This is a genomic window from Clostridium sp. DSM 17811, assembly GCF_018861905.1.
Lineage (GTDB): Bacteria > Bacillota > Clostridia > Clostridiales > Clostridiaceae > Clostridium_AD > Clostridium_AD frigoriphilum.
In genome coordinates, this window is the sequence record NZ_JAHLDU010000010.1 from 90002 (window position 1) to 115856 (window position 25855).

Sequence of the window (25855 nt, forward strand, 5' to 3'; positions counted from 1 at the left end):
ATGGAAATTAAAAAAGTTATAGCAGGAATATATGAAGCAAATTGTTATATTGTAATGGATAAGAACACAAGTGAAGCGGTAGTGATTGATCCAGGTGGAGATGTTGATGATATTGTTAAAGTAATAAACAATATGGGTGCGAAAGTTAAGTATATACTTTTAACACATGGTCATGTAGATCATACATCGGGGGTTTGCGAACTTAAAGCAATAACAAATGCAATAGTTTGTATAAGCAAAAAAGATGATGATTTAATAACTAAAGGTGAGTATTTATTTGGACCTCTTATTAAAGGTGGTGCAGATAAATTATTAAGTGATGGTGATATAATAAAAATTAAAAACATTCAAATTACTTGTGTAGATACTCCAGGGCATACACCTGGTGGCATGAGCTTTTTAACAGGCAAATGTTCGTTTACTGGGGATACACTTTTTGCAGGTTCTATTGGGAGAACAGATTTCGTAGGAGGAGATTTTAATGCTATAATTAATAGTATTAAATCAAAGCTTTTGTGCCTTCCAGGTGACACCTTGGTCTATCCTGGTCATGGACCTGGTAGTACAATAAATAAAGAAAAATTAAACAATCCATTTTTACAGGATTAATATGGTGTATAATATATTAGGATATTATACACTATGTTTATTAAGGAGTTAAGATGATAAAAGTAAAATTAAGTAATGAGCAATTTAATTATGATGTATTTCAAATCATAAATTTATTTTATTTTTTCCCAGATATTAAGTTCGTAGAAGAAGATTATGATTTTAATATTAATGTAGGGGAAACTGTAATAGATATACAAGGCGAGCCTGAAAGTTTTAAGTATTTTGTTAATAATGCATATAAACTTAAGGATGAAGTTAAAAAGGCTGTTTTTATATATTTTTCAAAAAACACAACTCAGGAACTTCCGTGGGGTACAATAATAGGAATTAGACCTTCTAAAAAAGCTCTTGACTTGCTCGAAAGGGGAGTAACAGACGATAAAATAATCGCAGAGTTTAAAGAAAAACATGTTACAAGAGAAGATAAAGCACAACTTTGTATTGATGTTGCAAAATTTGAGCGAAATATTGTTAATAAAGAAAAAAATAATGTAAGTATTTACATTGATATGCCATTTTGTCCTACTAGGTGTATATATTGTTCCTTTACTTCTAATCCTATAGGTAAATGCAAAAATATTGTTATGCCTTATCTCGAGGCTTTAGCTCATGAGATTAAGAGTATAGGTGAGTACATACTCGAAAAGAAGTTAAATATAGAATGTGTATATTTTGGTGGGGGTACACCTACAGCAATAAACAATGAACAATTTGAGTTTATAATGAATTATATATATGATGCATTTATTTTGCAAAACAATGTGCGAGAATTTACAGTGGAATGTGGAAGACCGGATAGCATAACACGTGAAAAGTTAATTACTATGAAAAAATATGGGGTACATCGAATAAGCATTAACCCTCAAACAATGAATGATGATACATTGAAATTAATTGGAAGAAATCACAACGTAGAAGATGTTTTTGAAAAATTTGAAATGGCAAGGGAATTAGGGTTTAATAATATAAATATGGATTTGATAGTAGGTCTACCTGGAGAAAAAATTTCACATATGATTAAAACTTGTAATGAAATTTATAAGATTAAACCGGATAGTATTACAATTCATGGTATGTCTATAAAAAGAGCTTCAAGGCTTCATGAAAATATGCTTAATAATTATAGATTTGAAGTTCCAGGGCAAGAAGAACTAAATAAAATGTATGGGCTTACTGTAGAATTAACAAAAAAACTTGATATGAAACCATATTATATGTATAAGCAGAAAAATATGATAGGCAATATGGAAAACATAGGATACACAGCGCTTTCTAAAGAAGGAATCTATAATATTCAAATGATTGAAGAAAAACAGACAGTCATTGCACTAGGTGCAGATGCAGTTTCTAAAGTCGTGTTTTTAGATGAAAATAGACATGAAAGGTTCGCAAACGTAAAGGATGTTCGTGAATACATAAAAAGAGTAGATGAAATGATTGATAAGAAAATTGTATTACTTAATACATTATATGCTTAAAATATAATGTATATTAAAGCGCCTAAGGGTACTGATTTAAGTGTTAATATAATTTATAATAAGGAAGGAGAAAAATAAAATGGCAGAAGCATTAAATGGTTTAAAGAGAACCAATATGTGTGGAGATCTTAGAGAATCACACATATCAAATACAATAACAGTAATGGGCTGGGTTCAAAGAAAAAGAAATCTAGGGGGACTTGTTTTTATAGATTTAAGAGATAGAACAGGAATACTTCAATTAGTATTTGGAGAAGAAATAAACAAAGAAGCTTTTGAAAAAGCAGATAAAGTAAAACCAGAATACTGCCTTGCTGTAACTGGTGAACTTGTTAAAAGACAATCTCCAAATGAAAATCTACCAACTGGGCTTGTAGAGGTTAAAGGAGAGCAAATAAAAATATTGTCTGAATCAGAAACACCTCCTATATATATAAAAGAAGGTCTAGATGCAGCAGAAAATATACGTCTAAAATATAGATATCTAGATTTAAGACGGCCAGATATGCAAAAAATATTTATGATACGATCTAAAACAACTAAGGTTGTTCGCGACTTTTTAGATGAAAATGGATTCTTAGAAATAGAAACACCTATGCTTACAAAAAGTACTCCTGAGGGTGCCAGGGATTATCTAGTCCCAAGTAGAAATTATCCAGGTATGTTCTATGCACTTCCACAATCACCACAGCTATTTAAACAATTACTAATGGTTTCTGGGTATGATAAATACTTTCAACTTGCAAGATGTTTTAGAGATGAAGATTTGAGAGCTAATAGACAACCAGAGTTTACACAAATTGATATAGAAATGTCGTTTGTTGAAGAAGATGATGTTATGGCTATTAACGAAGCACTAATTAAAAAAGTATTTAAGGAAGTTGTGAATGAAGATGTTAAACTTCCTATAAGGCGAATGAAGTATAAAGAAGCTATGAGTAAATATGGTTCAGATAAGCCAGATATAAGATTTGGAATGGAAATTAATGATATTACAAGCGTTGTAAAAGATTCTGAATTTGTAGTGTTTAAAAGCGCTATAGAAAATGGTGGCTCAGTAAGAGCTATAAAAGTTGAGAATGCTGCAGATATGGGAAGAAAGAAATTAGATAAATTTGGTGAGTTTGTTAAGACTTATAGAGCAAAAGGGCTTGCCTGGATTGCATGTAAAGAAGATGGAATAAAATCACCTATGGCTAAGTTCTTTAATGACCAGCAAATGCAAGAAATACTCGATAAGGTTGAGGCAAAAACTGGAGATCTAGTGCTTATTGTTGCAGATAAGGATAGTATAACACTACAAAGTTTAGGAGCCTTAAGATTACATGTAGCTAAAGAACTAGAAATTTTAAAAGATAATAAGGAATTTAATTTTGTATGGATTACAGAATTCCCTTTATTTGATTATAGTGAAGAAGAAAATAGATATATAGCAGCGCATCATCCTTTCACAATGCCAATGGATGAAGATCTACAGTATCTTGAATCAGATCCAGGTAGAGTTCGTGCTAAAGCTTATGATATAGTCTTAAATGGAGAAGAATTAGGTGGAGGAAGTATAAGAATACATAGTTCAGAGCTTCAAGAAACTATGTTTAAGGTTTTGGGATTTACACAGGAAAAGGCATGGGAAAGATTCGGTTTCTTACTAGAAGCATTTAAATTTGGCCCACCACCTCACGGCGGACTTGCTTTTGGACTAGATAGAATGATAATGTTTTTAGCAGGAACAGATAACATCAAGGATGTTATTGCTTTCCCGAAAAATCAAAATGCTTACTGTCCAATGAGTGAGGCACCAAACATGGTTGATGACAAACAGCTAAAAGAACTTGGTATTACAAAAGCTGAGGTAAAATGATAAATGATGATAAATCAATAAATGACGAATTAGTAAAAAATATTCAAGTTAGATTGAGGAAGATCGAGGGACAAGTTAAAGGTATAGAAAAGATGATAACAAGTGAAGCTTGCTGCAAAGACGTATTGGTTCAAGTCGCCGCAGCAAGAGCCGCTATGAATAAAGTTGGTGGACTTGTTTTAGAAAGATATACAAAGAATTGTCTTTTACATGAAGATGGTGGTAGTGATGAAGAAAAGAATGAAGAAAAAGCTAAAATTGAAGAGCTAGTCTCAACTTTTCTTATGTTTTTAAAGTGAAAATAAAGAAGTGAAATTTGATATCAAATTTTACTTCTTTATTTTTTTAAAAATTGTACTTATTGAAGCTACCAATACTATTCCAACTGCAATTGCACCTGCACTAAATAGCGTCTCAGCGCCTTTGGTTAGAGCAACAGTAAAGTTACCTTTTACAGCTTCAAGGGTGGCATAATACATTCCACCACCGGGCACAAGGGGTATAATTGCACAGATTACAAACATAGTCACAGGATTTTTATATAATCTTGCCATTATTTCTGAATATATGCTACCAACCATTGATGCAAGAAACAATGAAAAAACGAGGGATGGTTGAAGTCTTCCAGAAATAAGATAAGTAAGCCAAGCAAGTCCACCTCCAAGTGATGCGATTATTAGGTTTTTACCACGAATGTTAAATAATACTCCAAAACCTAGAGAACTTAAAAATGCGTAAAAAGAATTAAGAATCATACAAGAGTACCTCCAAACAATAAGAACCAAATTTTGAAAATTATACTCGTGCCAGAAGATATGGCAACAGCTATAAATAAAGCCTCTATTGATCTAGATATACCAGAAACTAAATCTCCAGCAATAGTATCCCTTATTGCATTTGTAATGGCTATGCCAGGTACTAGTAACATTATTGATCCTATTATTATAGTATCCATATTACCTACTAAATGAAGCGAGTTAGCTATTAGCGCTATGAGTGCAGCTACAGAACCGCTAAGCGTATTTTTTAAAAAACTATTTACCTCAAATTTATCTAAAAATAAACTTAAATAATTAATAAGGGCTCCGATTATAAAGGCTACAAAGAAATCTTTATAATTTCCACCAAAAAGTAACGTAAAAAATCCTGCGCAGAAAGCTGAAAAAAAAGTAGTAGTCTTTTCAGAATAAGGTTGTAAATTATTAATATATTCAATTTCTTTTTTTATATCCACTATGGATAAAGGGGCCGATACAACTTGTCTTGATAGATTATTAATCATGGAAACCTTGCGAAGGTTAACTGTCCTAATGTGAATTCTTCTAATTAATGAAATGGTCTGATTTTTACTATTAGTTATAGAAATCATAATGCCCGTAGGAGTAACAAAACTCTCAGTTCGTGATACGCCATAAGACTTACATATCATAGTTATTGTTTGCTCTACCCTATAAGTTTCCCCACCATTTTCTAAAATGATTTTACCGGCTTCAGCAGCGATTTGAATGATATCGTCAGTATACATATAATCTCCTTTCTGAATAAATTTTACTTTAGATATTATATAGTATATAATAATAAAATTGCTCTATTAGTATATACCATAAAGCTAATAAATTCTTATTAGTTAGAAAATTAAGTTATTTTATTTATTATTTTGCGGATTTTAATAGGTCACTTATGATTAAAAAATGTAATTTAGGTAGCATTAATTTCTTATATTAATAATATTTTATAAGAAAAATCAGAAAATTTCATGGAATTAGCATCTTTTAGTTGATAATTATCGTATAAAATTTTATAATATAATTATACTATTTATTTCTGAAATTTCAGAGTATTATTTTTATTGATTTTTATAATTATTAATGGAATCATTTTATTGGATTATTTAATTTAAAAGACGAGAGGAAGGGTATGAACATGGAAGAATATTTAAAAAACAGTGATTTAGCAATTTACGAAATAATTGAGGAAGAGAATAAAAGGCAGGAGGATCATATCGAACTAATTGCTTCAGAAAATTTTGTTAGTAGAGCTGTACTTGAAGCAAATGGATCTATATTAACTAATAAATATGCAGAAGGATATCCTGGAAAAAGATATTATGGCGGTTGTGAAGTAGTTGATAAAGTCGAAGATTTAGCTCGCACACGAATTAAAGAACTTTTCGGTGCTGAACATGCTAATGTGCAACCTCATTCAGGATCTCAAGCTAATATGGCTGTATATTTCTCTGTGCTTAAACCAGGAGATACAGTACTAGGTATGAATTTGAGCCATGGAGGACATTTAACTCATGGAAGTCCAGTAAATTTCTCTGGAATATTATATAATTTTGTTCCTTATGGTGTTGATTTAGAGACAGAAACAATAGACTATGAAAAAGTTAGAGCTTTGGCTAAAAAACATAATCCTAAAATGATAGTTGTTGGAGCTAGTGCTTATCCAAGAGCTATAAATTTTAAACTATTTAGAGAAATATGTGATGAAGTTAATGCGTATATGTTTGTAGATATGGCACATATAGCAGGCCTTGTTGCAACAGGTGCACATGAGTCTCCAGTTCCATATGCTGATTTTGTTACTACTACAACTCATAAAACTTTGAGAGGTCCTAGAGGTGGAGTAATTTTATGTAAAGAAAAATATGCAAAGGCAATAGATAAAGCTATTTTTCCAGGTATGCAAGGTGGACCTTTAATGCATACTATAGCAGCCAAAGCTGTTTGTTTCGGAGAAGCTCTTAAACCAGAATTTAAAGTTTATATTGAACAAGTTGTTAAAAATGCTAAGCTACTTGGAAAAGAACTTCAAAAATATGGTTTTAAGTTAGTATCTGGTGGTACAGACAATCATCTTTTATTAATAGAATTAACAAATAAAAATATTACTGGTAAGGAAGCTGAAAAGTTATTAGATATCGTTGGGATTACAGTAAATAAAAATACTGTACCAAATGAAACTTTAAGTCCATTTGTTACAAGTGGTATAAGGATTGGTACACCGGCTGTAACTACAAGAGGATTTAAAGAAGAAGAAATGAAAATAATAGCTGAACTTATAAATGAAACTATAGAAAATAGAGAAGGAAATTTAGTACCAATTAGAGAAAAAGTAAAAGAGTTATGTAGTAGATTCCCATTATATAAATAGAAAGAATAAAAAGTAGCAGTAACCTAGATTACTTAGGTTGCTGCTATATATTTTTATGCTAATTTTTGATATAATTAAAGGCATTAATATAATTTAAGGTTGTTAAACATTAGAAAAAAATGCTAGGGGGATGAATTATGATTGACTCACATATACACACAGATTTTTCAGATGACTCTGAAATGAAAGTTCAGAATGCTTTGGAACAATCGAGAAAAAGTGGTATAGGTATGACTTTTACAGAACATCTAGATTTGAAATTTCCAGCAGGAGCAGATATGGCTTTTGATATAGATAAGTATTTTAATGACTATGAGAAATATAGGAGTAAAAAGCTTATGCTTGGAATTGAAATTGGAATGCAAGAAGTTTGTTTAAAAGAAAATAGAGAAGTTGCAAGTAAATATCCTTTTGACTATATAATTGGGTCTATACATGCAGCAGGTGGGGAAGATATTTACTACCCAAAATATTATGAAGGTAAGACAAAAAAAGAAGCCTATGACAAATATTTTTTAACTATGCTTGCGAATGTGGAGCAACATGACTTTATTGATAGCTTGGGCCATATTGATTATATATCAAGATATGCAACTTATGATGATAAAGAAATACATTATCATGAGTTTGATGAATACATAAATGAGATTTTTAAATCTATAGTAAAAAATGAAAAAGTTATTGAAATTAATACTAGGCGTCTTGGAAATAAGGAAGCATATACTAATTTAATTAATATTTATAAAGCATATAGACAAATAGGTGGAAAATATGTAACCATAGGTTCAGATGCTCATAATGCAGAAAATATTGGTGCTTATTTTACTCAGGCTATTAGGCTCTGCGAGATATGTAACTTGAAACCTGTCTATTTTAAAGAAAGAAAAATGGAGTATATGATTATATAATGAACTATGATTTACTAAAATGGCAGTATAGTTTATGGTATTACTATACCTATTATAATATTATTTTTATAAGCTTATTTAAGTAATTCGTTCTAAATAAGATTTTACAAGGAGGATAAACAAATGGAAATTAACTTTACGGATAATTTAGAAAGAGGTATGAAATTTTTGCATACACAAGGTGCTTTTTTAACAGTAAAATCCGGTGAGAAAATCAATACAATGACTATAGGGTGGGGAAATGTAGGATATGTTTGGAATAGGCCTATATTTACTGTAATGGTAAGGAAATCGAGGTATACGATTAATTTTTTAGAAGAGTCTGATAATTTTACAGTTAGCATACCCTTAAGTAAAAAATTAAAGAATGAATTAATGGTATGTGGAAGTAAATCTGGAAGAGATATTGATAAATTTAAGGAGTGCAATTTAACACTTGAGAAGAGTAAAAAAGTAGATACTCCGGTAATTGCTGAGTGTGATCTTTTTTATGAATGCAAAATAGTGTATAAACAAGAAATGGATCCTAAGTTACTTTCAGAAGATATTGTAAAAAATTCTTATGAAAATGGAGATTTTCATATATTGTATTATGGAGAAATTTTAGAAACTTATATAAAATAGAAAGGCTTTATATTATTAAAATAGTACACAGAGGTAAGTGTACTATTTTTTTTTGTCCAGAAAAAATACATATTAAAAGTCAAAAAGTGTCTTTTTCATATTTTCATATTTAATAATATAATAATCTCTTCTTAAAGAAATTTGTTCTAGAGCATAAGCTAATATATCGATTTCTGCGTATGTGTTATAAAGTCCAAAACTAATTCTAACCATTCCTGGGTGATACAAATCAGGATTTTCTAAACGCTTAATTAGAAAATCATTAGAAATACCTAGTAATTTAACTAGGTATGGTTGGGCACAAAAACAACCACTTCTTACCGAGATGCCACATTCATAGGAGAGTATTTTTGCAACTAGTGAGTGATGCATTCCGCATATATTAAAAGGGATTATGCTAACTCTGTCAACACATCTAGAAGTATCACAATATATTTTAATATTTGGTATATCTTTTATTTTATTGAGGGCATAGGCAGTCAATTTCTTTTCAACACGCTCCACGTTATCCATACCAATTTTACTTAATGTCCTAATAGCCGCGGCCAAAGCTATAGATCCTATAACATTTGGTGAGCCGGCTTCATGTCTCTGTGGAGAGTCATTCCATTTTATAAAATCATGAGTGACAATATCGACTGTTCCACCGCCTACTAAATCAGGTTCACAATTATCTAAAATACTTTTAGGGCCTATTAATACTCCAGTCCCAAAAGGTGCATACATTTTATGAGCAGAGAAAACCAGAAAATCTATATTATATTCTGAATTTTTACTATTCATTATAAAAGGAGCATGAGGAACTAATTGTGCTCCATCAATTAATAATTTAGAATTAAATTTATGAACTAGTTTAGCTATATCATATATAGGGTTTTTATAGCCAGTTACATTTGAAGCACCTGTAATTGTAACTAATCTCACATAATTATTGTATTTATTCAATTTAGACTCTAAATCATCTAAGGACAACTTGCCATCTTCATCTACAGATATATATTCTACAATAAACTTATCTCTCCAAGGTAGGTCATTTGAGTGATGTTCCATATCAGTAGTTAAGATAACATTTTTTTTATAAGGATTGTACAATAAATTGGATAGTTTATTAAGGGCTTCTGTGCAGTTTTTAACATAGATAACTGTATTACTAGAATCGGAATTAACAAAGTTACTTACAATATTTCTAGAATCATCATATACTTTGGTAGTTAATTGGGACTTATATCCTTCACCACGATGAATAGAGGAATACCATGGTGCAAAATCAATAATATCTTCCATAACAGATTTAAATGGTGGTGTAGTTGCTGCATTATCAAAATTAATTGCAGTAACCATTTTCCCAGATATAAGAGGGACCTTCTTATTTATGCCAAGTACCAGATCTCTGTAGCTTGGACTATTATCTTTAAATGACATGATACTCCTCCTCGCATACTTATTTACAGTATATAATATTAGGATTACGAGGAAAAGGTGATACAAAATTATGATTTAAATATTAACCATTTTATAAGCTTCATCCAAACTAGCAGTTTCTTGCACGCCAGTGACCATATTTTTTACTGTAACAGTTTTATTTTGTACTTCTTCATCGCCTATTAAAATTGTATATGGTATTCCTAATTTATTTGCATAACCAAGTTTCTTTACTATCTTAGTGTCCTCAAGGTAAATTTCTGTAACAACACCCTTGTCTCTTAAGGATTTTGCAAAAGAAATTGCATAATCAATAACATTATTATCAAGTGGTATGACGAGTACTTTTGTTATACCGCTATTTGTGTCATTTTTAAAAAATCCGACTTCATTTAATTGATAAAATAAGCGAGTTAATCCAATTGAAATTCCGACTCCTGGCAATTTTTGTTTTGTATAATATTCTGCTAAATTATCATAACGCCCACCGGAACACACAGAACCAATAGATGGATATTCATTTAAAAATGTTTCATAAACCGTGCCTGTGTAATAATCAAGACCTCTTGATATTTTCAAATCGATTTTAAAATTATTATCCGGAACTCCAAACAATTTAACGTATTTTGAAACGGTTGTAAGTTCACATACACCCTCTTTAAAGGTTGAATTAGAAATATCTAAATTCTTTAAAAATAGTAGGATATCTTCGTTGCTTCCACGAGCATTAATAAACTCAAGAATTTTATCTATAACTCCCTTACTTAATCCACTAGTTAATAGTTCTTCAACCGCTACAGTAACTCCGATTTTATCTATCTTATCAATAATCCTTAAGACGTCAGATTTATCTTCAATGTTTAAAAATTCAAAAAATCCATTTAGAATTTTTCTGTTATTTACTTTTATGGTGAAATCTTCGAAACCGAGATTGTTAAATATTGAGTAAATGATACTAGGAATTTCAGAATCATTTAAAATGCTTAAACTGTTGCTTCCAACAATATCAATATCGCATTGATAAAATTCGCGAAAGCGCCCTTTTTGATTTCTCTCTCCTCTATATACCTTTCCAATTTGATATCTTCTAAAAGGAAAAGTTAAGGAATTAGAATTTTGAGCCACATATCTTGCGAGGGGTACGGTTAAATCAAATCTAAGAGATAAATCATTACTACCCTTTGAGAATCTATAGATTTGTTTTTCAGTTTCTCCACCACCTTTTGCGAGTAAAATCTCTGATTTTTCGATTACTGGAGTATCTATTGGCATAAATCCAAAACTTTCATAAGTTTTCCTTATTGTATCTGATAATTTGTTGAACTGAATTTGATCTGATGGTAATAACTCCATAAATCCAGGTAAAATTGATGGTTTCACAATTTCATTTTTCATTATTAATACCTCCTATAAAAATATAAAAAACCCGACATAAGTGTTGTACTTACATGGGTGATCATCCGCTAAAGTGCTTGCTAAATTATACTATATATAATTAAATACTTCAAGGATGAATATAAATTTAGTTTTAATGTTATTTTAAGACTTTTATGATTATGTAATATCGAGTATTATGGATATATTATCTGATTATTAGTGGATAATAAGATAATATGGGTTAAGGATAGATATAATAAAAGAAAATTTTAAAATTTATAGTTGACAAGAATACTAGGGTTTGATATTATGAATTTAGAAAGTGTAGTAAAACACTCTACTTTAATAATAACTCATAAGGAAAGATTCGCTATTGTAAGCAATTATTACATACTTAAACAGTTTGAAAACTTTAGGAGTGTAAATTTCCTTATGGATTTGTTAATGCTTCACCACCTGCGATGATAAATAACACCTTAGGTGATGATGAATGACACCTAAGGTGTTAATGAATAGCTGGGCAGATGATGACAAAAAGGAGTGATTAAATGAAATTATCTACAAAGGGAAGATATGGAGTTAAGGCCATGGTAGATTTAGCGATAAATTATGGAGAACACCCTGTATCTATAAAGAGTATATCTGAAAGACAAGGTATATCTGAATATTATTTAGAACAATTATTTTCATCACTTCGAAAGGCTAAGCTTATTAAAAGTGTAAGGGGATCTCAGGGTGGATATTTACTCAATAGAGCTCCTGCGGAAATAACTGTTTATGATATTATTAATGTACTTGAGGGACCAATAGAAATTTCAACTTGTCTTCATGATGAAGAATGTACTAATATTGATTGTTGTGCCACTCGGCCATTATGGAAAAAAATTAAAAATAGTATAGATAGTGTAACTACTTCGATAAATTTAAAAGATATTGTATCTGATTATAACGAAATGACGTTAATTAAAGGAGTGAAGGATAATGAATAAATCAATTTATATGGATCATGCTGCAACAACATATGTTAAACCAGAAGTTATGGAAGAAATGCTTCCGTATTTTACAAAATATTTTGGAAATCCATCTTCTATTTATACTTTAGCAAGGGATACTAAAAAGGCTATTGATATTGGACGTGATAAGGTAGCAAAAGCGATAAATGCTGATTCAAGTGAAATATTTTTTACAAGTGGAGGCTCAGAAGCAGATAATTGGGCTATAAAGGGCATTGCTTCTTCTTACAAGAAAAAAGGAAATCATATAATAACAACAGCTATAGAACATCATGCAGTACTTCATACCTGTGAATATTTAGCTAAAAATGGATTTGATATTACATATTTACCGGTAGATGAATATGGATTTATTAGTATTAAAGATCTAGAAAATGCAATTACAGATAAAACTATTTTAGTATCAGTAATGTTTGCTAATAATGAGATTGGAACAATAGAACCAATAAAAGAAATAGGAGCATTATGTAGAAGCAAAAAAATACTTTTTCATACTGATGCAGTTCAAGCTGTAGGGCATATACCAGTTGATGTAAAAGAAATGAATATAGATTTATTATCACTTGCTGGTCATAAGTTTTATGGACCAAAAGGCATAGGAGCTTTATATATAAGAAAAGGTATTAAAATAGAAAATTTAATACATGGTGGTGGGCAAGAAAGAGGTAAAAGAGCTGGTACTGAAAATGTAGCTAGTGTAGTTGGAATTGGTAAAGCTCTTGAGCTAGCTGTTGCGAACATGGAAGAGAATAATAAAAAACTAGTTATTTTAAGAGATAAACTTATGAATGGATTATTAAAAGTACCTTACACAAGACTTAATGGACCAATAGGAGAAAAAAGACTTCCTGGAAACTCTAATATTAGTTTTAGATTTGTTGAAGGTGAATCTATATTGCTAATGCTCGATGCGAAGGGTATTGCAGCATCAAGTGGAAGCGCATGTACTTCTGGTTCTTTAGATCCATCACACGTATTACTTGCAATAGGTCTTATTCATGAGATAGCTCATGGATCACTTAGATTAACAATAGGCGATGCTACCACTGAGGAAGAAGTAGATTATGTATTAGAAACAGTTCCAAAAGTTATACAAAGATTAAGAGATATGTCACCATTATATGATGACTACTTAAAGAAGGGGGAAAAATAATATGGATTACAGTGCAAAAGTTATGGACCATTTTACTAATCCAAGAAATGTAGGAGAAATTGAAAATGCTAGTGGTATAGGTGAAGTTGGTAACGCTAAATGTGGAGATATTATGAAAGTTTATTTAAAAGTTGAAGATAATATAGTAGTAGATGCAAAATTTAAAACTTTTGGTTGTGGATCAGCTATAGCTTCTTCAAGTATGGCAACAGAACTTATTAAAGGTAAATCTATAGATGATGCATGGACATTAACAAATAAAGCTGTAGCTGAAGCTCTAGATGGACTTCCAGCAATAAAAATGCATTGCTCGGTACTAGCTGAAGAGGCAATTCATATGGCAATAAATGATTATAGAAAAAAAGCTGGTCTAGAGGAATTTGATTATGAAGAACACGATGACATACATGGTGAAATACCAGAAGAATAGGTGATTTTAAATGAAGAAAAAAGTAGTTATTGGAATGAGTGGTGGAGTAGATAGCTCTGTAGCAGCGTATCTTTTGCAAGAGCAAGGTTATGAGGTTATAGGAATTATGATGAAGCTCTCACCAGATAATCCTGATTATGAGGAAAATGAAGGCGGATGTTGTTCTATATCAGCGGCAAATGATGCAAGACGTGTTGCTGATGTGTTAGATATACCATTTTATGTTATGAATTTTAAAGATGTTTTTAAAAAAAATGTTATTGATAATTTTGTTGATGAATATATGGAAGGTAGAACTCCCAACCCTTGTATTGTATGCAATAGGACTATTAAATTTGATGAATTTTTAAGAAAAGCGAGAGCCCTTGGTGCTGATTATATAGCTACAGGGCATTATGCTAAAATTGAAAAACAAGATGATAGATACGTTCTTAAAAATGCAGAAGATAATAAGAAAGATCAAACATATGCTTTATATGGTTTAACGCAAGACCAACTAAGTCGTACTCTAATGCCTTGTGGAGAATATACTAAACCAGAAATACGAAAGATTGCAGAGAAAATTGGTCTTGAAGTTTTTAAAAAAAGGGATAGTCAAGAAATCTGTTTTATACCTGATAATGACCATGGAAATTATATTAAAAAATATAGCGGTAAAGTTATAAAACCAGGAGACTTTGTTGATAAGCAAGGAGTAGTTATAGGGAAACACAAGGGAATAGTGTATTATACTATAGGACAAAGAAAGGGATTGGGTATTGCACTAGGAAAACCTGTATTTGTTAATGATATTAATCCTATTACTAATCAGGTAATAGTAGGTGATGAAGAAGATATCTTTAAAACTGGGCTCATAGCTAAAGATTTGAATTTTATTCTTTTTGATAAATTAACCTCAAATTTGAAAGTTACAGCTAAAATTAGATACTCGGCAAATCCACAATCGGCTACTTTAATTCCTATGGAAAATAATAGAGTAAAGGTTGTTTTTGATGAGAAACAAAGAGCTATAACCAAAGGTCAATCGGTAGTTTTCTATTTAGAAAACTTAGTAGTTGGTGGAGGAATAATAGAGAAAATTTTATAAATTCAATATAAATATTGCTACTTTAGTGCATGATTATAGCAGAGGGATATCTAGTTAAAAAACTAGATATCCCTCTGCATTTATAAGAAATAATAGTTAATATTATAAAGTAACGATTAGGATACTGTTATCAACAATTTTATTGAGAGGAAAGGAGTAATACTATGGAATATAGTGATAAGGTTATGGAACATTTTTATAGTCCAAGAAATATGGGTGTATTAGGTGATGCTAATGGTATTGGAGAAGCAGGAGACCCTAATTGCGGAGACATAATGAAAATCTATATTAAGGTAAAGGATAATATAATAAACAACGTTAAATTCAAGGCGTTTGGTTGTGGTTCAGCTATAGCATCGTCGAGCATTGCGACAGAACTTATAAAAGGCAAAACTTTAGAAGAGGCTTGGAAATTAACCAATAAGTCAGTTATTGAGGCTTTAGAGGGTTTACCAGTTGTGAAAGAGCATTGCTCTGTACTTGCAGAGCAAACTATACATAATGCAATAAATAATTATAGAGAGTCACAAAATCTGAAACTTTGGTAGTTAAGGGACATTCAAGTAAATATTTATTTTCATGCCCCTAAGTTTAACAAAAATAGAACTACATTGAGGGCTAATCAATGTAGTTCTATTTTTGTTAAATTATTTGAGAAGGATTTTATTTTATCATTAATTTCATTAATTTTATTGGTATTTATGGTATTTAACGTATCATTATTGATTTTATACTTTTCTTTGAGTTTCAGTATACGGTACACACTCTCATTAAGTCTTTTTTCTGATATTGTTTTACTCTGGACTGCAGCTTTTAGTGAATTAATTACTTTTAGCTCATTATTATATTCATGGCATACTAAAATAATATCACTACCAGCATTAAAAGACTTAATGGCAGCATCTCCAATGTCATTATATTTCATTATGGCCGCCATGGTCATATCATCAGTAATAACCACTCCGTTAAATTCAAGCTTTTTTCTTAGTATATCCGTTATAACAACTTTTGACATGCTAGCAGGATTTTCATTATCTATTTTACTTAGCAAAATATGAGCCACCATAATAGCATCAGCGTTGTTTTTTATAGCGCTTTTAAAAGGTAATAGTTCAAATTTATTAAGTGTATTTATATCTTTATTTACTACTGGCAGACCTACATGGGAATCAACTGAGGTATCACCATGTCCAGGAAAGTGTTTTACAACAGGAATTATATTGTTATTACTCATGCCTTTCATGGTTTTAATTCCTAGTTTGCTCACAATATTTGAATTATTACCAAATGATCTATCTCCTATTATAGGGTTATTTGGGTTGCTATTTATATCTAGTACTGGAGCAAAATCCATATTAAATCCATAAATTTTAAGTTCATCTCCAATTGTTTTTCCAATGTTGTAGCTTAAGTCAGAATCATTCATATTGCCTATTATTTGATTTGATGGAAGCTTTTTTAATTCATAGGGCATTCTTGATACCCTTCCACCTTCCTCATCAACAGAGACAAATAGAGGTGCTTTATTTAAAGAATTATTGGTTTTAATTGAATCAATTAAGTTAACTAGCTGATTAGAATTCTTTACATTTTTACTAAATAAAATAACTCCAGAAACTTTATGTTGTTTAATTAAATTAGTTATATTATTGTTTATTGTATAACCATCCAGTCCAACGATTACCAACTGACCGATTTTTTCATCTAAATTCATAGAATCAACTTTTTTTTGGACTAAGTCAATAGGTTTTGGCTTTATAATAGCGACATCATCCTTAGTTTTAACATTAGATAAAGAGCTATGATCAGAATTATTACATCCAGATAGTAATAAACTACTAATTAATAAGGTGATTATAATGGATTTTTTCATTATTAAATTAAACCTCTTTTCTAAAAACAAATAAAATATTTAAAATTACTAGGTAACTATACTATTTAAAAGATATATAAGCAACAGTATTAATGACAATTTATAGAAATGGGTATATAGAAATTTTAATTTTATAAGTACAACTATTACTTTAATCATTTATCTTTATTTTATGTAATATTTTTATACTAATTGGAAAAGATAAGTATAACAAAAACAATTAAATTATTTTGATATAGGAGATAATATGTTTAAAAGTAAAGATTTTATGTTTATGAATGTTGTGAGTGTGGATGGTAAAAAAATTGGATTTATTAAAGACTTATTAATAGACTTTAATAAAGGTAAAGTAATTGGATTTCTAATATCTCCATACAATTTTTTTCAAAAAAATCTGAGTGTACTAAAAGAAGATATCATATACTTTAATAAAGATATGGTGGTTAAAAAAGCAGAAAAAAGTACACATTTATGCTTACATAGTTTTATTAGTATGGATGTAATAGATATATGCAGAAATGTATTGGGCATGGTGGAGGATATTACCTTTACAGGCAACAAGTTTATAATAAAAGGGGTTATAGTATCTTCAGGATTTATTACGAATTTGATTCGTGGGAAAAGAATAATATTAATAAATGAATTAATACTTGGTGAAGAAAATATTCTTTATATTCCAAATCACGATCAATATTGTTTTAAAAGTATGCCTCATAACTTTTTTGTACAGGGGAAATCAAATGAAAAAAAACAATAAAAAGAGGCTAGTTATTTGCGCTGTAAGCATTGTTATATTAATAGTAATAATCGCTATAGCTATAAGAATACCAATTATTAAACAATTACTAAATTTAATATTTATATCGTTTATTATAGCGTATTGTCTAAAACCATTATATATTCTTTTAATTAGAAGAGGGGTAAATAAAAAGGCAGCATCTGCTTTAATAGTAGTTGGGCTATTAGTTTTAATATTACTAATATTTATAGTGGTGATACCATCAATATTTAGAGAGAGCTTATCTATAAACAAAGTAATAAACGATTTGGGGAGTTATTTAATCAATGCGAAGACAAAAATAAAGGTATTAAGTACGAATAAAATAATGGATAGTATTATAAATACTATATATTATAAATCTAATACACAAATCATTTTAATATTCAATAAGCTACTTGATTTTATCATGGGACTCGGGGAGAATATATTAACTTATATGGTTTCACCTTTAATAATATATTATTTTTTATGTGATAGTGAAAACATGATAAATAAAACACTTATAATTTTCCCTCCTGAGAGCAGAAATATAATAAAAAAAATTATAGATGATATTGATAAGGTACTAGGTAGATATATTATGAGTCAGCTTATTTTATGTGGAATTATAACTATTGCTACCTTTTTAATCTTAATGTTTATGAAAGTTGATTTTCCATTAATATTAGCTTTAATAAATGGTATTTTTAATATAATCCCTTATTTTGGTCCTATATTTGGACTAATACCTATAATTTTGATTGCACTACTAGAATCCCCCAAAATAGCGTTATACACAACTATATGGATATTTGCACTTCAACAAATTGAAGGAAGTTTATTATCGCCAAAAATAATTGGAGAAAGCATAAGTATGCATCCATTAACGGTAATATTATTATTAATGATAGGTGGAGAAGCTGGAGGAATATTAGGTATGATACTTGCAGTACCACTAGGAGTAGTAATTAAAGTTATATATGAGGACTTAAATTATTATTTATTTTAGATGTTGTTATTAAATCTTAAATATTGACAAGAAATAGATTATTACTTATAATTTATATATAATAAGGTATTTAGTTAGAATATGTTTTAATGAATAAATAAAGTTAATATTAGGTAATGATGAGAGTTAGTAAATATATGGAGTCATTTAGAGAGGAAGTGGGTGGTGAAAACTTCTTGATAGGTATATTGAAGCTATCTTTGAACCTGTTTTTATTGAGAGATATCGCTATATAGTTAATTTTATTAATTATATAGCGATATAATTAGGGTGGTAACGCGGAAAACTTTCGTCCCTTGTTTTAGGGAAGTGAAGGTTTTTTTGTATTATAAAAATTCATGAATTTTAAATAAACGGAGGAGATATTATGGAGAATTTAGGCTTGAATGAAATTAGAGAATCATTTCTAACATTTTTTGAAGGTAAAAAACATCTTAGACTGGAGAGTTTCCCTCTAGTACCTAAGAATGATAATAGTTTATTACTTGTAAATGCAGGTATGCAACCACTTAAATCATATTTCACAGGAATTCAAACACCACCTAGTGTTAGAATAACTGATTGTCAAAAGTGTATTAGAACAGGGGATATTGAGAATGTGGGTAAGACATCAAGGCATGGTACTTTCTTTGAAATGCTAGGGAATTTTTCTTTTGGTGATTATTTTAAGCAAGAGATTATTCCATGGGCTTGGGAATATGTAACAGAGGTTTTAAATATACCAAAAGAAATGTTATATGTAACTGTATACTTAGATGATAATGAGGCTTTTAATATATGGAATGAAAACACCGATATTGATCCGCTACATATTTTCAAATTAGGAAAAGAAGAGAACTTTTGGGAAATAGGTCAAGGACCTTGTGGTCCAAGTTCAGAAATACATTTTGATAGAAATGTAAAATTAGGTAGAATAAAGACTAGTGAAGAATTTATGGAAGCAGGAAATGAAGACAGAATAATAGAATTTTGGAATTTGGTATTTACTCAATTTGATAAGGATGAAAAAGGCAACTATAATAAATTAAAGAATCCTAATATAGATACAGGTATGGGACTTGAGAGAATATCTGCTATAATGCAAGGCACGGATAGTATATTTGAAGTGGATACTATAAAAAACATTTTAAATGAAGTATCAAGGGTTACAGGTGCTAAATGCGGAGAAAGCCCTGCAACCGACGTATCATTAAAAATTATAACTGACCATGTTAGGAGCACAACTTTCATGATAAGTGATGGAATACTTCCGTCTAATGAGGGAAGAGGTTACGTTTTAAGACGTCTAATAAGGCGTGCTGCAAGGCATGGTAGACTACTTGGAATTAAAAATACTTTTTTATATGAACTCTGTGATATGGTTATAAAAAATTCTTGCGTAGCATATCCTGAACTTAAAGAGAAAGCATCTTATATTAAGAAAGTTGTAAAAATTGAAGAGGAAAGATTTCTTGAAACTATAGATTCTGGCATGGATATATTAAAAGGATATATACAGGAACTTGAAGTCAATAATGATAAAATATTAGGTGGAGATAAGGCTTTTAAATTATATGATACATATGGATTTCCATATGAACTTACAGAAGAAATACTCGAAGATGTAGGCATAAAGATTGATTTGAAAGAATTTAATACTGAAATGCAAAATCAGAGGCAGATGGCAAGAGATGCCAGGGGACAGTCAGATTACATGGGTAATGCAGACAATGTTTTAAATTTAATTCCTAAAGATATAGAAATTAAATTTGAAGGGTATGATAAAACTGAATTGTTTTCTAAAGTGAAAGTTTTAATTAGTGAAGGTGAGATTGCTACAAAACTTTCAAAAGGTTCAAAGGGAATAATTGTAACAGAAGTTACACCTTTTTACGCTGAAATGGGAGGGCAAATCGGAGACAAGGGAATAATCTTTAATGATAATTTTAAGGCAGAGGTTTATGATTGTAAAAAGAGTATTTCTGGAAAAATTGTACATCTTGTCAAAATGATTGATGGAACATTGCTAACAGGAGAATTAGTAACTCTTAAGGTTAACGAGGATAGAAGAAATGAAATTTGTAGAAATCATTCAGCAACACATATGCTGCAAGAAGCTTTGAAAAAGGTATTAGGTGATCATGTTCATCAATCAGGATCATATGTAAATGAAGATAGATTAAGGTTCGATTTCACCCATTTTTCAGCATTAACGGAGATGGAAGTTATTAAAGTCCAAAAGATAGTCAATGACAATATTTTAAAGGCGTATACAGTTAATACGAGTGTCATGACTATAGAAAAGGCTAAGGAAAGCGGAGCTATAGCTTTGTTTGATGAAAAGTACAAAAATGATGTTAGAGTTGTATCTATAGGTGAATTCAGTAAGGAATTATGTGGAGGTACTCATGTTAAAAACACAGGAGAAATAGGTCTCTTTAAAATTTTATCTGAATCAGGGGTAGCTGCAGGAGTTAGAAGAATTGAAGCTATAACAGGTATTAATTCTATTGAATTTCTAGAAGATAAAAATAATCAATTAAAAGATATTGCGAGTACGTTAAAATGCTCCGAAAAGGATATAATTAATAAATTACAACTTCAATTAGGTGAATTAAAAGATAAAGAGAAGGAAATAATATTATTAAAAGGGAAACTAGCTAGTTCTTCAGTCGATGAAATGTTAAATAATGTTAAAGAGGTTAAAGGTGTTAAAGTAATCTGTGGTACTGTACGCAATATGGACTCAGAGGCATTAAGGGATTTAGCTGATAAACTTCGCGATAAACTCGGTGATGGCGTAGTAGTTCTTGGAAGTAGTGTAGGTGACAAAGTACAGTTTATTGCAATGGCATCTAAGTCTGCAATAGATAAAGGAATTCATTGTGGAAAAATAATCAAAGAAGTAGCTAAAATTGCTGGCGGCGGCGGTGGCGGTAGACCGAATATGGCAGAGGCTGGCGGAAAACTGCCAGATAAATTAGATGAAGCAATCGAGAATGTATGCTCTATTATTGAAAGATTAGTAAAATAGTATACTTTTTGTAATAGTTGTTTTATAATATAATTAATTAGAAATAATTTAATTATCGTTAGTATATAATTGTACAGTTTTTTTTAAAAAGTTATAAAATATTACGAAGTGATTTCCGAGTGTACTAAAATATGGTATATTACAGTGTTTAGTGTATTATAAGGAAGGGGTGTATATAATGGATAGTAATCAAAATACAGTCCAATTTGATTTTGTAAAAGATAAAAAGGATTTAACAAAAACTATTTTAACTGACGTATATAATTCGCTTATAAAAAAGGGATATAACCCAGTAAATCAAATGGTAGGATATTTAATTTCTGGAGATCCTACATATATAACGAACTATAATGGAGCAAGGGCGTTAGTAAGAAAGCTAGAAAGAGATGAAATATTAGAAGAAGTTTTAAAATCTTATCTAGACATAAAAAAATAAAATGCCCATATGGGCATTTTATTTTTTAAGATAATACTGTAATATAATAAGGCTAATGATAAAGGAGGTTTACATGAGAATACTAGGATTAGATATTGGAGATAGAACAATAGGGATAGCTGTGTGTGATCCACTTGGGTTAACGGCGCAAGGAATTACAACAATTAAAAGAAAAAGCATAGTAATAGACATAGAAGAAATTGATAAAATATGTAAAAAATATAATGTGGAAAGTTTTGTATCAGGACTTCCTAAAAATATGAATGGTACTATTGGACCTCAAGGAGAAAAGGTTCAACGGTTCTGTGAAAAGCTCCGAGAAACATTGAACTTAGAAGTGAAAATGTGGGATGAAAGATTAACTACAGTCGCTGCTAATAGAGTAATGCTTGAGGGCGATTTATCAAGGTCAAAACGAAAAAAAATTGTTGATAAAATTGCTGCTACATTCATTTTGCAAGGATATTTAGACAGTTTAGGTACACGTTTATAAACCTAACGATCATAAACATGAGATTAAATTAAAATATTATTTATTACATAATGTAAAAGGAGATAAAAAAATGGATAACAATGTAGAGACTGTACTATTATATGATGAAGAAGGTAAGGAAATCGAATTTGATGTGCTGACAAAATTGGACATTAAAGATAAGGAATATGTTATAGTTGCACCAACTGGAGAGGAAGACATTGATGCAATTGCACTAAGAATTGAAAAGGATGAAGATGGCAATGATATTTTAGTTACAATAGAAGACGATGAAGAGTTTGAAATGATTTCAGAAGCGTATGATGCTATTTCTTCTGATGAGATTTAATCCTATTATAGAAGAAAACCACAATTAAATTGAAAAATTTTAAACAAATTATCCTGTTTTCTTAATGCTAAATGATTATCAATTGACATTACTTAAAAAAAGTATTAAAATGAACCTATAGTAAAGAAATTTATACTTATAGGTCAAATGATAGTTATAAGAAAAGGGGTATATATATGTCAAAGGTATCTCCAGAAAGCGTTGAGAGTTTAAAAGAAACCTTAAAACAAGAGGGATATAAACTAACTCCACAGAGAAGAGCTATTTTAAATGGGATAATTAAAAGTGAAGGTAGCCATCTTACTGCGGAAGAACTATATGACTTGGTTAAAATTGACTGCCCAGAAATAGGTCTTGCTACAATTTATAGAACCGTTCAACTTTTAGAAGATATGAGCGTAATTAGAAAATTTGATTTAGATGATGGATGTAGTAGATATGAGCTTAACCATCAAGATGAGCATCATCAGCATCATCACCTTATATGTAATCGGTGTGGTAAAGTGTTAGAAGTACAAGGGGATTTACTTGAAGAATTAGAATCAATTGTTGAAAAAGAATATAATTTCAAGATTGAGGATCATAGTTTGAAATTTTATGGGGTTTGTGAAAAATGTGCAGGCAAATAACTTTTGAATTGATAGCTTATAAAGTAAATGTTTGGATTTATGTAGGATTATATAATAAAAAAACTAATTATATGATATAATTTAAGTGAATTTATCATTTTTTAATATTGAGTAACAGACATAGTTGACTTTTTTGCAAGATAATATTAGAATAAGTATAGTAAATGCGAAAATTGGATACTTCAAGGCGTATCCAATTTTCGTTTGTGTAAAATGTGTAAACACATGAAAAAAATTGGAGGATTAATATGAATTTATTTACAAGAAATGACGTTAGAAATATAGCAATTATTGCCCACGTAGATCACGGCAAGACAACACTAGTGGATTGTTTACTTAAACAAAGTAATATTTTTAGAGAAAATGAAAAAGTACAAGAGAGAGTAATGGATTCAAATGACTTAGAAAAAGAAAGAGGAATAACAATTCTTTCTAAAAATACTGCAGTAATGCATAATGGAATTAAAATAAATATAGTTGATACTCCAGGACATGCTGATTTTGGTGGAGAAGTTGAACGTGTGCTTAAGATGGTTGATAGTGTACTTCTTGTAGTTGATGCATATGAAGGTCCAATGCCACAAACTAAATTTGTTTTAAAGAAAGCATTAGAATTAGACCTTAGACCTATCGTTGTTATAAACAAAATTGATAGAAAAGATGCTCGTCCAACTGAAGTTCTTGATGAAGTCTTTGACCTATTTGTTGAACTTGGAGCAGATGATGAACAATTAGATTTTGCAGTTGTATATGCTTCTGCTAGAGAAGGGTTTGCAAAACTTGAAGTTGATGATGTAAGTGATAACATGGAACCATTATTTGATTCTATAGTAAAGAATGTAAAGGCACCAGAAGGATATTTAGATATGCCACTTCAAATGCTTATTTCTACTATTGATTATAATGAGTATGTTGGAAAAATCGGAATAGGAAAAATCCAAAGAGGATCAATTAAAAGAAATGAACAAGTTGCACTTATAGCTAAAGATGGATCAATAAGCAACGTTAAAGTTTCAGCTCTTTTCGTTTATGATGGACTTAAGAGAGTAGAAACTGAAGAAGCAATGCTTGGTGATATCGTAGCAGTTTCTGGTATTCCAAACATTAACATTGGTGAAACAATAGCTGATGTACTTGAGCCAGAGGCACTTCCGTTCGTTGAAATTGATGAACCTACTTTAACTATGAATTTCATGGTTAATAATTCTCCTTTTGCAGGTCAAGAAGGAACTTTTGTAACATCAAGACACATAAGAGATAGACTTATGAAAGAACTTGAAACAAATGTTAGTTTAAGAGTAGTAGAAGCTGAAGAAGCAGATGGTTTCGAAGTAAGCGGAAGAGGAGAACTTCATCTTTCAGTTCTAATTGAAACTATGAGACGTGAAGGATATGAATTCCAAGTGTCAAAAGCTAATGTTATATATAAAGAAGAAGATGGGCATAAAACAGAGCCAATTGAATTCCTTACAATTGATGTTCCAGAAGAATTTATGGGCGTTGTTATGGAGAAAATGGGACCTAGAAAAGCAGAGATGGTTAATATGACTTCTGCTATAAATGGATACACTAGATTAGAATTTAAAGTACCATCAAGAGGATTGATTGGATTTAGAAGTGAACTTATGACTGATACTAAGGGTAATGGTATAATGAATCACGTTCTAGATGGTTACGATAGATTTAAGGGTGAGATTCCAGATAGAAGTAGAGGTTCACTAATTGTATTTGAAGGTGGAGAAACTATAACTTACGGATTATTTAATGCTCAAGATCGTGGTACTCTTTTCTTAGAACCAGGAGTACCTGTATATGCTGGAATGATTGCTGGAGAATGTGCAAGAAGTGGAGATATGGAAATAAATGTTTGTAGAAAGAAACAATTAACAAACACTAGATCTTCAGGAGCAGATGAATCACCAAAACTTGTTCCAGTAAAACCTATGTCACTAGAGCAGTGCTTAGAATTTATAGCAATAGATGAGTTAGTTGAAATTACTCCTCTAAATATTAGAATGAGAAAAAGAATATTAGACTCTGGTGAAAGAAAAAGAGCCGGTGGCAAAAAGAAATAAATAAAATAAAAAGTAAATAATTTTATTAATGAAAAAGAAAACCGCATAATTAATTTATATGGTTTTCTTTTTTAATATAAAAGGTTTTTATATACATATTAATATAAAGATGAAGCGC

At 30.2% G+C, this 25855-nt stretch carries 25 protein-coding genes and 1 other annotated feature; of the genes, 20 read left to right on the top strand and 5 right to left on the bottom strand.

Translation table 11 applies throughout. The features are described from left to right. From KPL44_RS13830 to KPL44_RS13845, 4 genes are all read left to right on the top strand, one after another. Positions 1-609, top strand: a complete 609-nt coding sequence (locus KPL44_RS13830) for an MBL fold metallo-hydrolase (RefSeq protein ID WP_216251361.1) — start codon at positions 1-3, stop codon at positions 607-609. Positions 610-662: 53 nt separating this feature from the next. Continuing rightward, a complete protein-coding gene (locus tag KPL44_RS13835) occupies positions 663-2090 on the top strand; it encodes a coproporphyrinogen III oxidase (protein WP_216251362.1) in 1428 nt (475 codons plus the stop codon). Positions 2091-2169: 79 nt separating this feature from the next. Continuing rightward, the gene (aspS, locus tag KPL44_RS13840; protein ID WP_216251363.1) at positions 2170-3951 is read left to right on the top strand and encodes an aspartate--tRNA ligase; all 1782 of its coding nucleotides are present in this window, start codon (positions 2170-2172) and stop codon (positions 3949-3951) included. Continuing rightward, positions 3948-4250, top strand: coding sequence for a metal-sensitive transcriptional regulator (locus KPL44_RS13845; RefSeq protein WP_216251364.1), 303 nt, complete (start codon positions 3948-3950; stop codon positions 4248-4250). Before aspS ends, KPL44_RS13845 begins: the two co-directional genes overlap by 4 nt. A gap of 30 nt (positions 4251-4280) precedes the next feature. On the opposite strand, the gene KPL44_RS13850 is transcribed toward KPL44_RS13845, so the two are convergent. After that, positions 4281-4706 carry a threonine/serine exporter family protein gene (locus KPL44_RS13850; protein ID WP_216251365.1) on the bottom strand — a complete coding sequence of 142 codons (426 nt, stop codon included), beginning with the start codon at positions 4704-4706 and terminating at the stop codon, positions 4281-4283. Then, positions 4703-5476 (bottom strand): threonine/serine exporter family protein, encoded by a 774-nt coding sequence (locus tag KPL44_RS13855; protein ID WP_216251367.1) that lies wholly within the window; start codon positions 5474-5476, stop codon positions 4703-4705. The genes KPL44_RS13850 and KPL44_RS13855 overlap by 4 nt, the downstream gene beginning before the upstream one ends. A 398-nt stretch (positions 5477-5874) precedes the next feature. Between KPL44_RS13855 and glyA the strand changes: the two genes are divergently transcribed. From glyA to KPL44_RS13870, 3 genes are all read left to right on the top strand, one after another. After that, a complete protein-coding gene (gene glyA, locus KPL44_RS13860; RefSeq protein ID WP_407935012.1) occupies positions 5875-7107 on the top strand; it encodes a serine hydroxymethyltransferase in 1233 nt (410 codons plus the stop codon). A gap of 134 nt (positions 7108-7241) precedes the next feature. Further along, the gene (locus tag KPL44_RS13865) at positions 7242-8015 is read left to right on the top strand and encodes a histidinol phosphate phosphatase (protein WP_216251563.1); all 774 of its coding nucleotides are present in this window, start codon (positions 7242-7244) and stop codon (positions 8013-8015) included. Positions 8016-8138: 123 nt separating this feature from the next. Continuing rightward, a complete protein-coding gene (locus KPL44_RS13870) occupies positions 8139-8639 on the top strand; it encodes a flavin reductase family protein (RefSeq protein ID WP_216251372.1) in 501 nt (166 codons plus the stop codon). A gap of 72 nt (positions 8640-8711) precedes the next feature. Here the strand turns inward: KPL44_RS13870 and KPL44_RS13875 are convergent, their stop codons facing one another. Together KPL44_RS13875 and hisS are read right to left on the bottom strand one after the other, a co-directional pair. Next, entirely contained in the window at positions 8712-10061 is a 1350-nt protein-coding gene (locus KPL44_RS13875; RefSeq protein WP_216251375.1) for an aminotransferase class V-fold PLP-dependent enzyme, read from the bottom strand. Positions 10062-10136: 75 nt separating this feature from the next. Next, positions 10137-11456, bottom strand: a complete 1320-nt coding sequence (gene hisS / locus KPL44_RS13880; RefSeq protein WP_216251377.1) for a histidine--tRNA ligase — start codon at positions 11454-11456, stop codon at positions 10137-10139. A 530-nt stretch (positions 11457-11986) separates the two neighbouring features. Here hisS and KPL44_RS13885 point away from each other — a divergent pair. The 5 genes from KPL44_RS13885 to nifU (KPL44_RS13905) all read left to right on the top strand — a co-directional run bounded on the left by KPL44_RS13885 (position 11987) and on the right by nifU (KPL44_RS13905) (position 15669). Continuing rightward, the gene (locus tag KPL44_RS13885) at positions 11987-12427 is read left to right on the top strand and encodes an RrF2 family transcriptional regulator (protein ID WP_216251380.1); all 441 of its coding nucleotides are present in this window, start codon (positions 11987-11989) and stop codon (positions 12425-12427) included. After that, a complete protein-coding gene (gene nifS / locus KPL44_RS13890; protein WP_216251382.1) occupies positions 12420-13604 on the top strand; it encodes a cysteine desulfurase NifS in 1185 nt (394 codons plus the stop codon). Before KPL44_RS13885 ends, nifS begins: the two co-directional genes overlap by 8 nt. Before the next feature lies 1 nt (position 13605). Beyond that, positions 13606-14034 carry a Fe-S cluster assembly scaffold protein NifU gene (gene nifU / locus KPL44_RS13895; RefSeq protein ID WP_071612965.1) on the top strand — a complete coding sequence of 143 codons (429 nt, stop codon included), beginning with the start codon at positions 13606-13608 and terminating at the stop codon, positions 14032-14034. Positions 14035-14044: 10 nt separating this feature from the next. Continuing rightward, positions 14045-15121, top strand: a complete 1077-nt coding sequence (gene mnmA, locus KPL44_RS13900) for a tRNA 2-thiouridine(34) synthase MnmA (RefSeq protein WP_216251385.1) — start codon at positions 14045-14047, stop codon at positions 15119-15121. A 164-nt stretch (positions 15122-15285) separates the two neighbouring features. Next, positions 15286-15669, top strand: a complete 384-nt coding sequence (gene nifU, locus KPL44_RS13905; RefSeq protein ID WP_216107121.1) for a Fe-S cluster assembly scaffold protein NifU — start codon at positions 15286-15288, stop codon at positions 15667-15669. A 74-nt stretch (positions 15670-15743) separates the two neighbouring features. On the opposite strand, the gene nagZ is transcribed toward nifU (KPL44_RS13905), so the two are convergent. Beyond that, positions 15744-16994, bottom strand: coding sequence for a beta-N-acetylhexosaminidase (gene nagZ / locus KPL44_RS13910; protein ID WP_216251388.1), 1251 nt, complete (start codon positions 16992-16994; stop codon positions 15744-15746). A 247-nt stretch (positions 16995-17241) separates the two neighbouring features. On the opposite strand from nagZ, the gene KPL44_RS13915 reads away from it, so the two are divergent. From KPL44_RS13915 to typA, 8 genes are all read left to right on the top strand, one after another. Further along, on the top strand, positions 17242-17751 hold the full coding sequence (locus tag KPL44_RS13915; RefSeq protein WP_216251390.1) for a PRC-barrel domain-containing protein: 510 nt from the start codon (positions 17242-17244) through the stop codon (positions 17749-17751). Beyond that, a complete protein-coding gene (locus KPL44_RS13920; RefSeq protein ID WP_216251394.1) occupies positions 17735-18763 on the top strand; it encodes an AI-2E family transporter in 1029 nt (342 codons plus the stop codon). Before KPL44_RS13915 ends, KPL44_RS13920 begins: the two co-directional genes overlap by 17 nt. A gap of 107 nt (positions 18764-18870) precedes the next feature. After that, positions 18871-19063: a binding site (T-box leader), on the top strand. A 67-nt stretch (positions 19064-19130) separates the two neighbouring features. Next, positions 19131-21776, top strand: a complete 2646-nt coding sequence (alaS, locus tag KPL44_RS13925; RefSeq protein ID WP_216251397.1) for an alanine--tRNA ligase — start codon at positions 19131-19133, stop codon at positions 21774-21776. 178 nt (positions 21777-21954) lie between these two features. After that, on the top strand, positions 21955-22212 hold the full coding sequence (locus tag KPL44_RS13930) for an IreB family regulatory phosphoprotein (RefSeq protein WP_071612958.1): 258 nt from the start codon (positions 21955-21957) through the stop codon (positions 22210-22212). A gap of 73 nt (positions 22213-22285) precedes the next feature. Then, positions 22286-22705: a Holliday junction resolvase RuvX gene (ruvX, locus tag KPL44_RS13935; protein ID WP_171297108.1), complete on the top strand. Its 420-nt coding sequence runs from the start codon at positions 22286-22288 to the stop codon at positions 22703-22705. A 70-nt stretch (positions 22706-22775) separates the two neighbouring features. Further along, entirely contained in the window at positions 22776-23033 is a 258-nt protein-coding gene (locus tag KPL44_RS13940; RefSeq protein WP_071612956.1) for a DUF1292 domain-containing protein, read from the top strand. 176 nt (positions 23034-23209) lie between these two features. Beyond that, complete coding sequence (locus KPL44_RS13945) at positions 23210-23662, top strand: Fur family transcriptional regulator (RefSeq protein WP_216251400.1); 453 nt, start codon at positions 23210-23212, stop codon at positions 23660-23662. A 248-nt stretch (positions 23663-23910) separates the two neighbouring features. Beyond that, positions 23911-25737 carry a translational GTPase TypA gene (typA, locus tag KPL44_RS13950; protein ID WP_216251403.1) on the top strand — a complete coding sequence of 609 codons (1827 nt, stop codon included), beginning with the start codon at positions 23911-23913 and terminating at the stop codon, positions 25735-25737. Positions 25738-25855 lie beyond the last annotated feature (118 nt).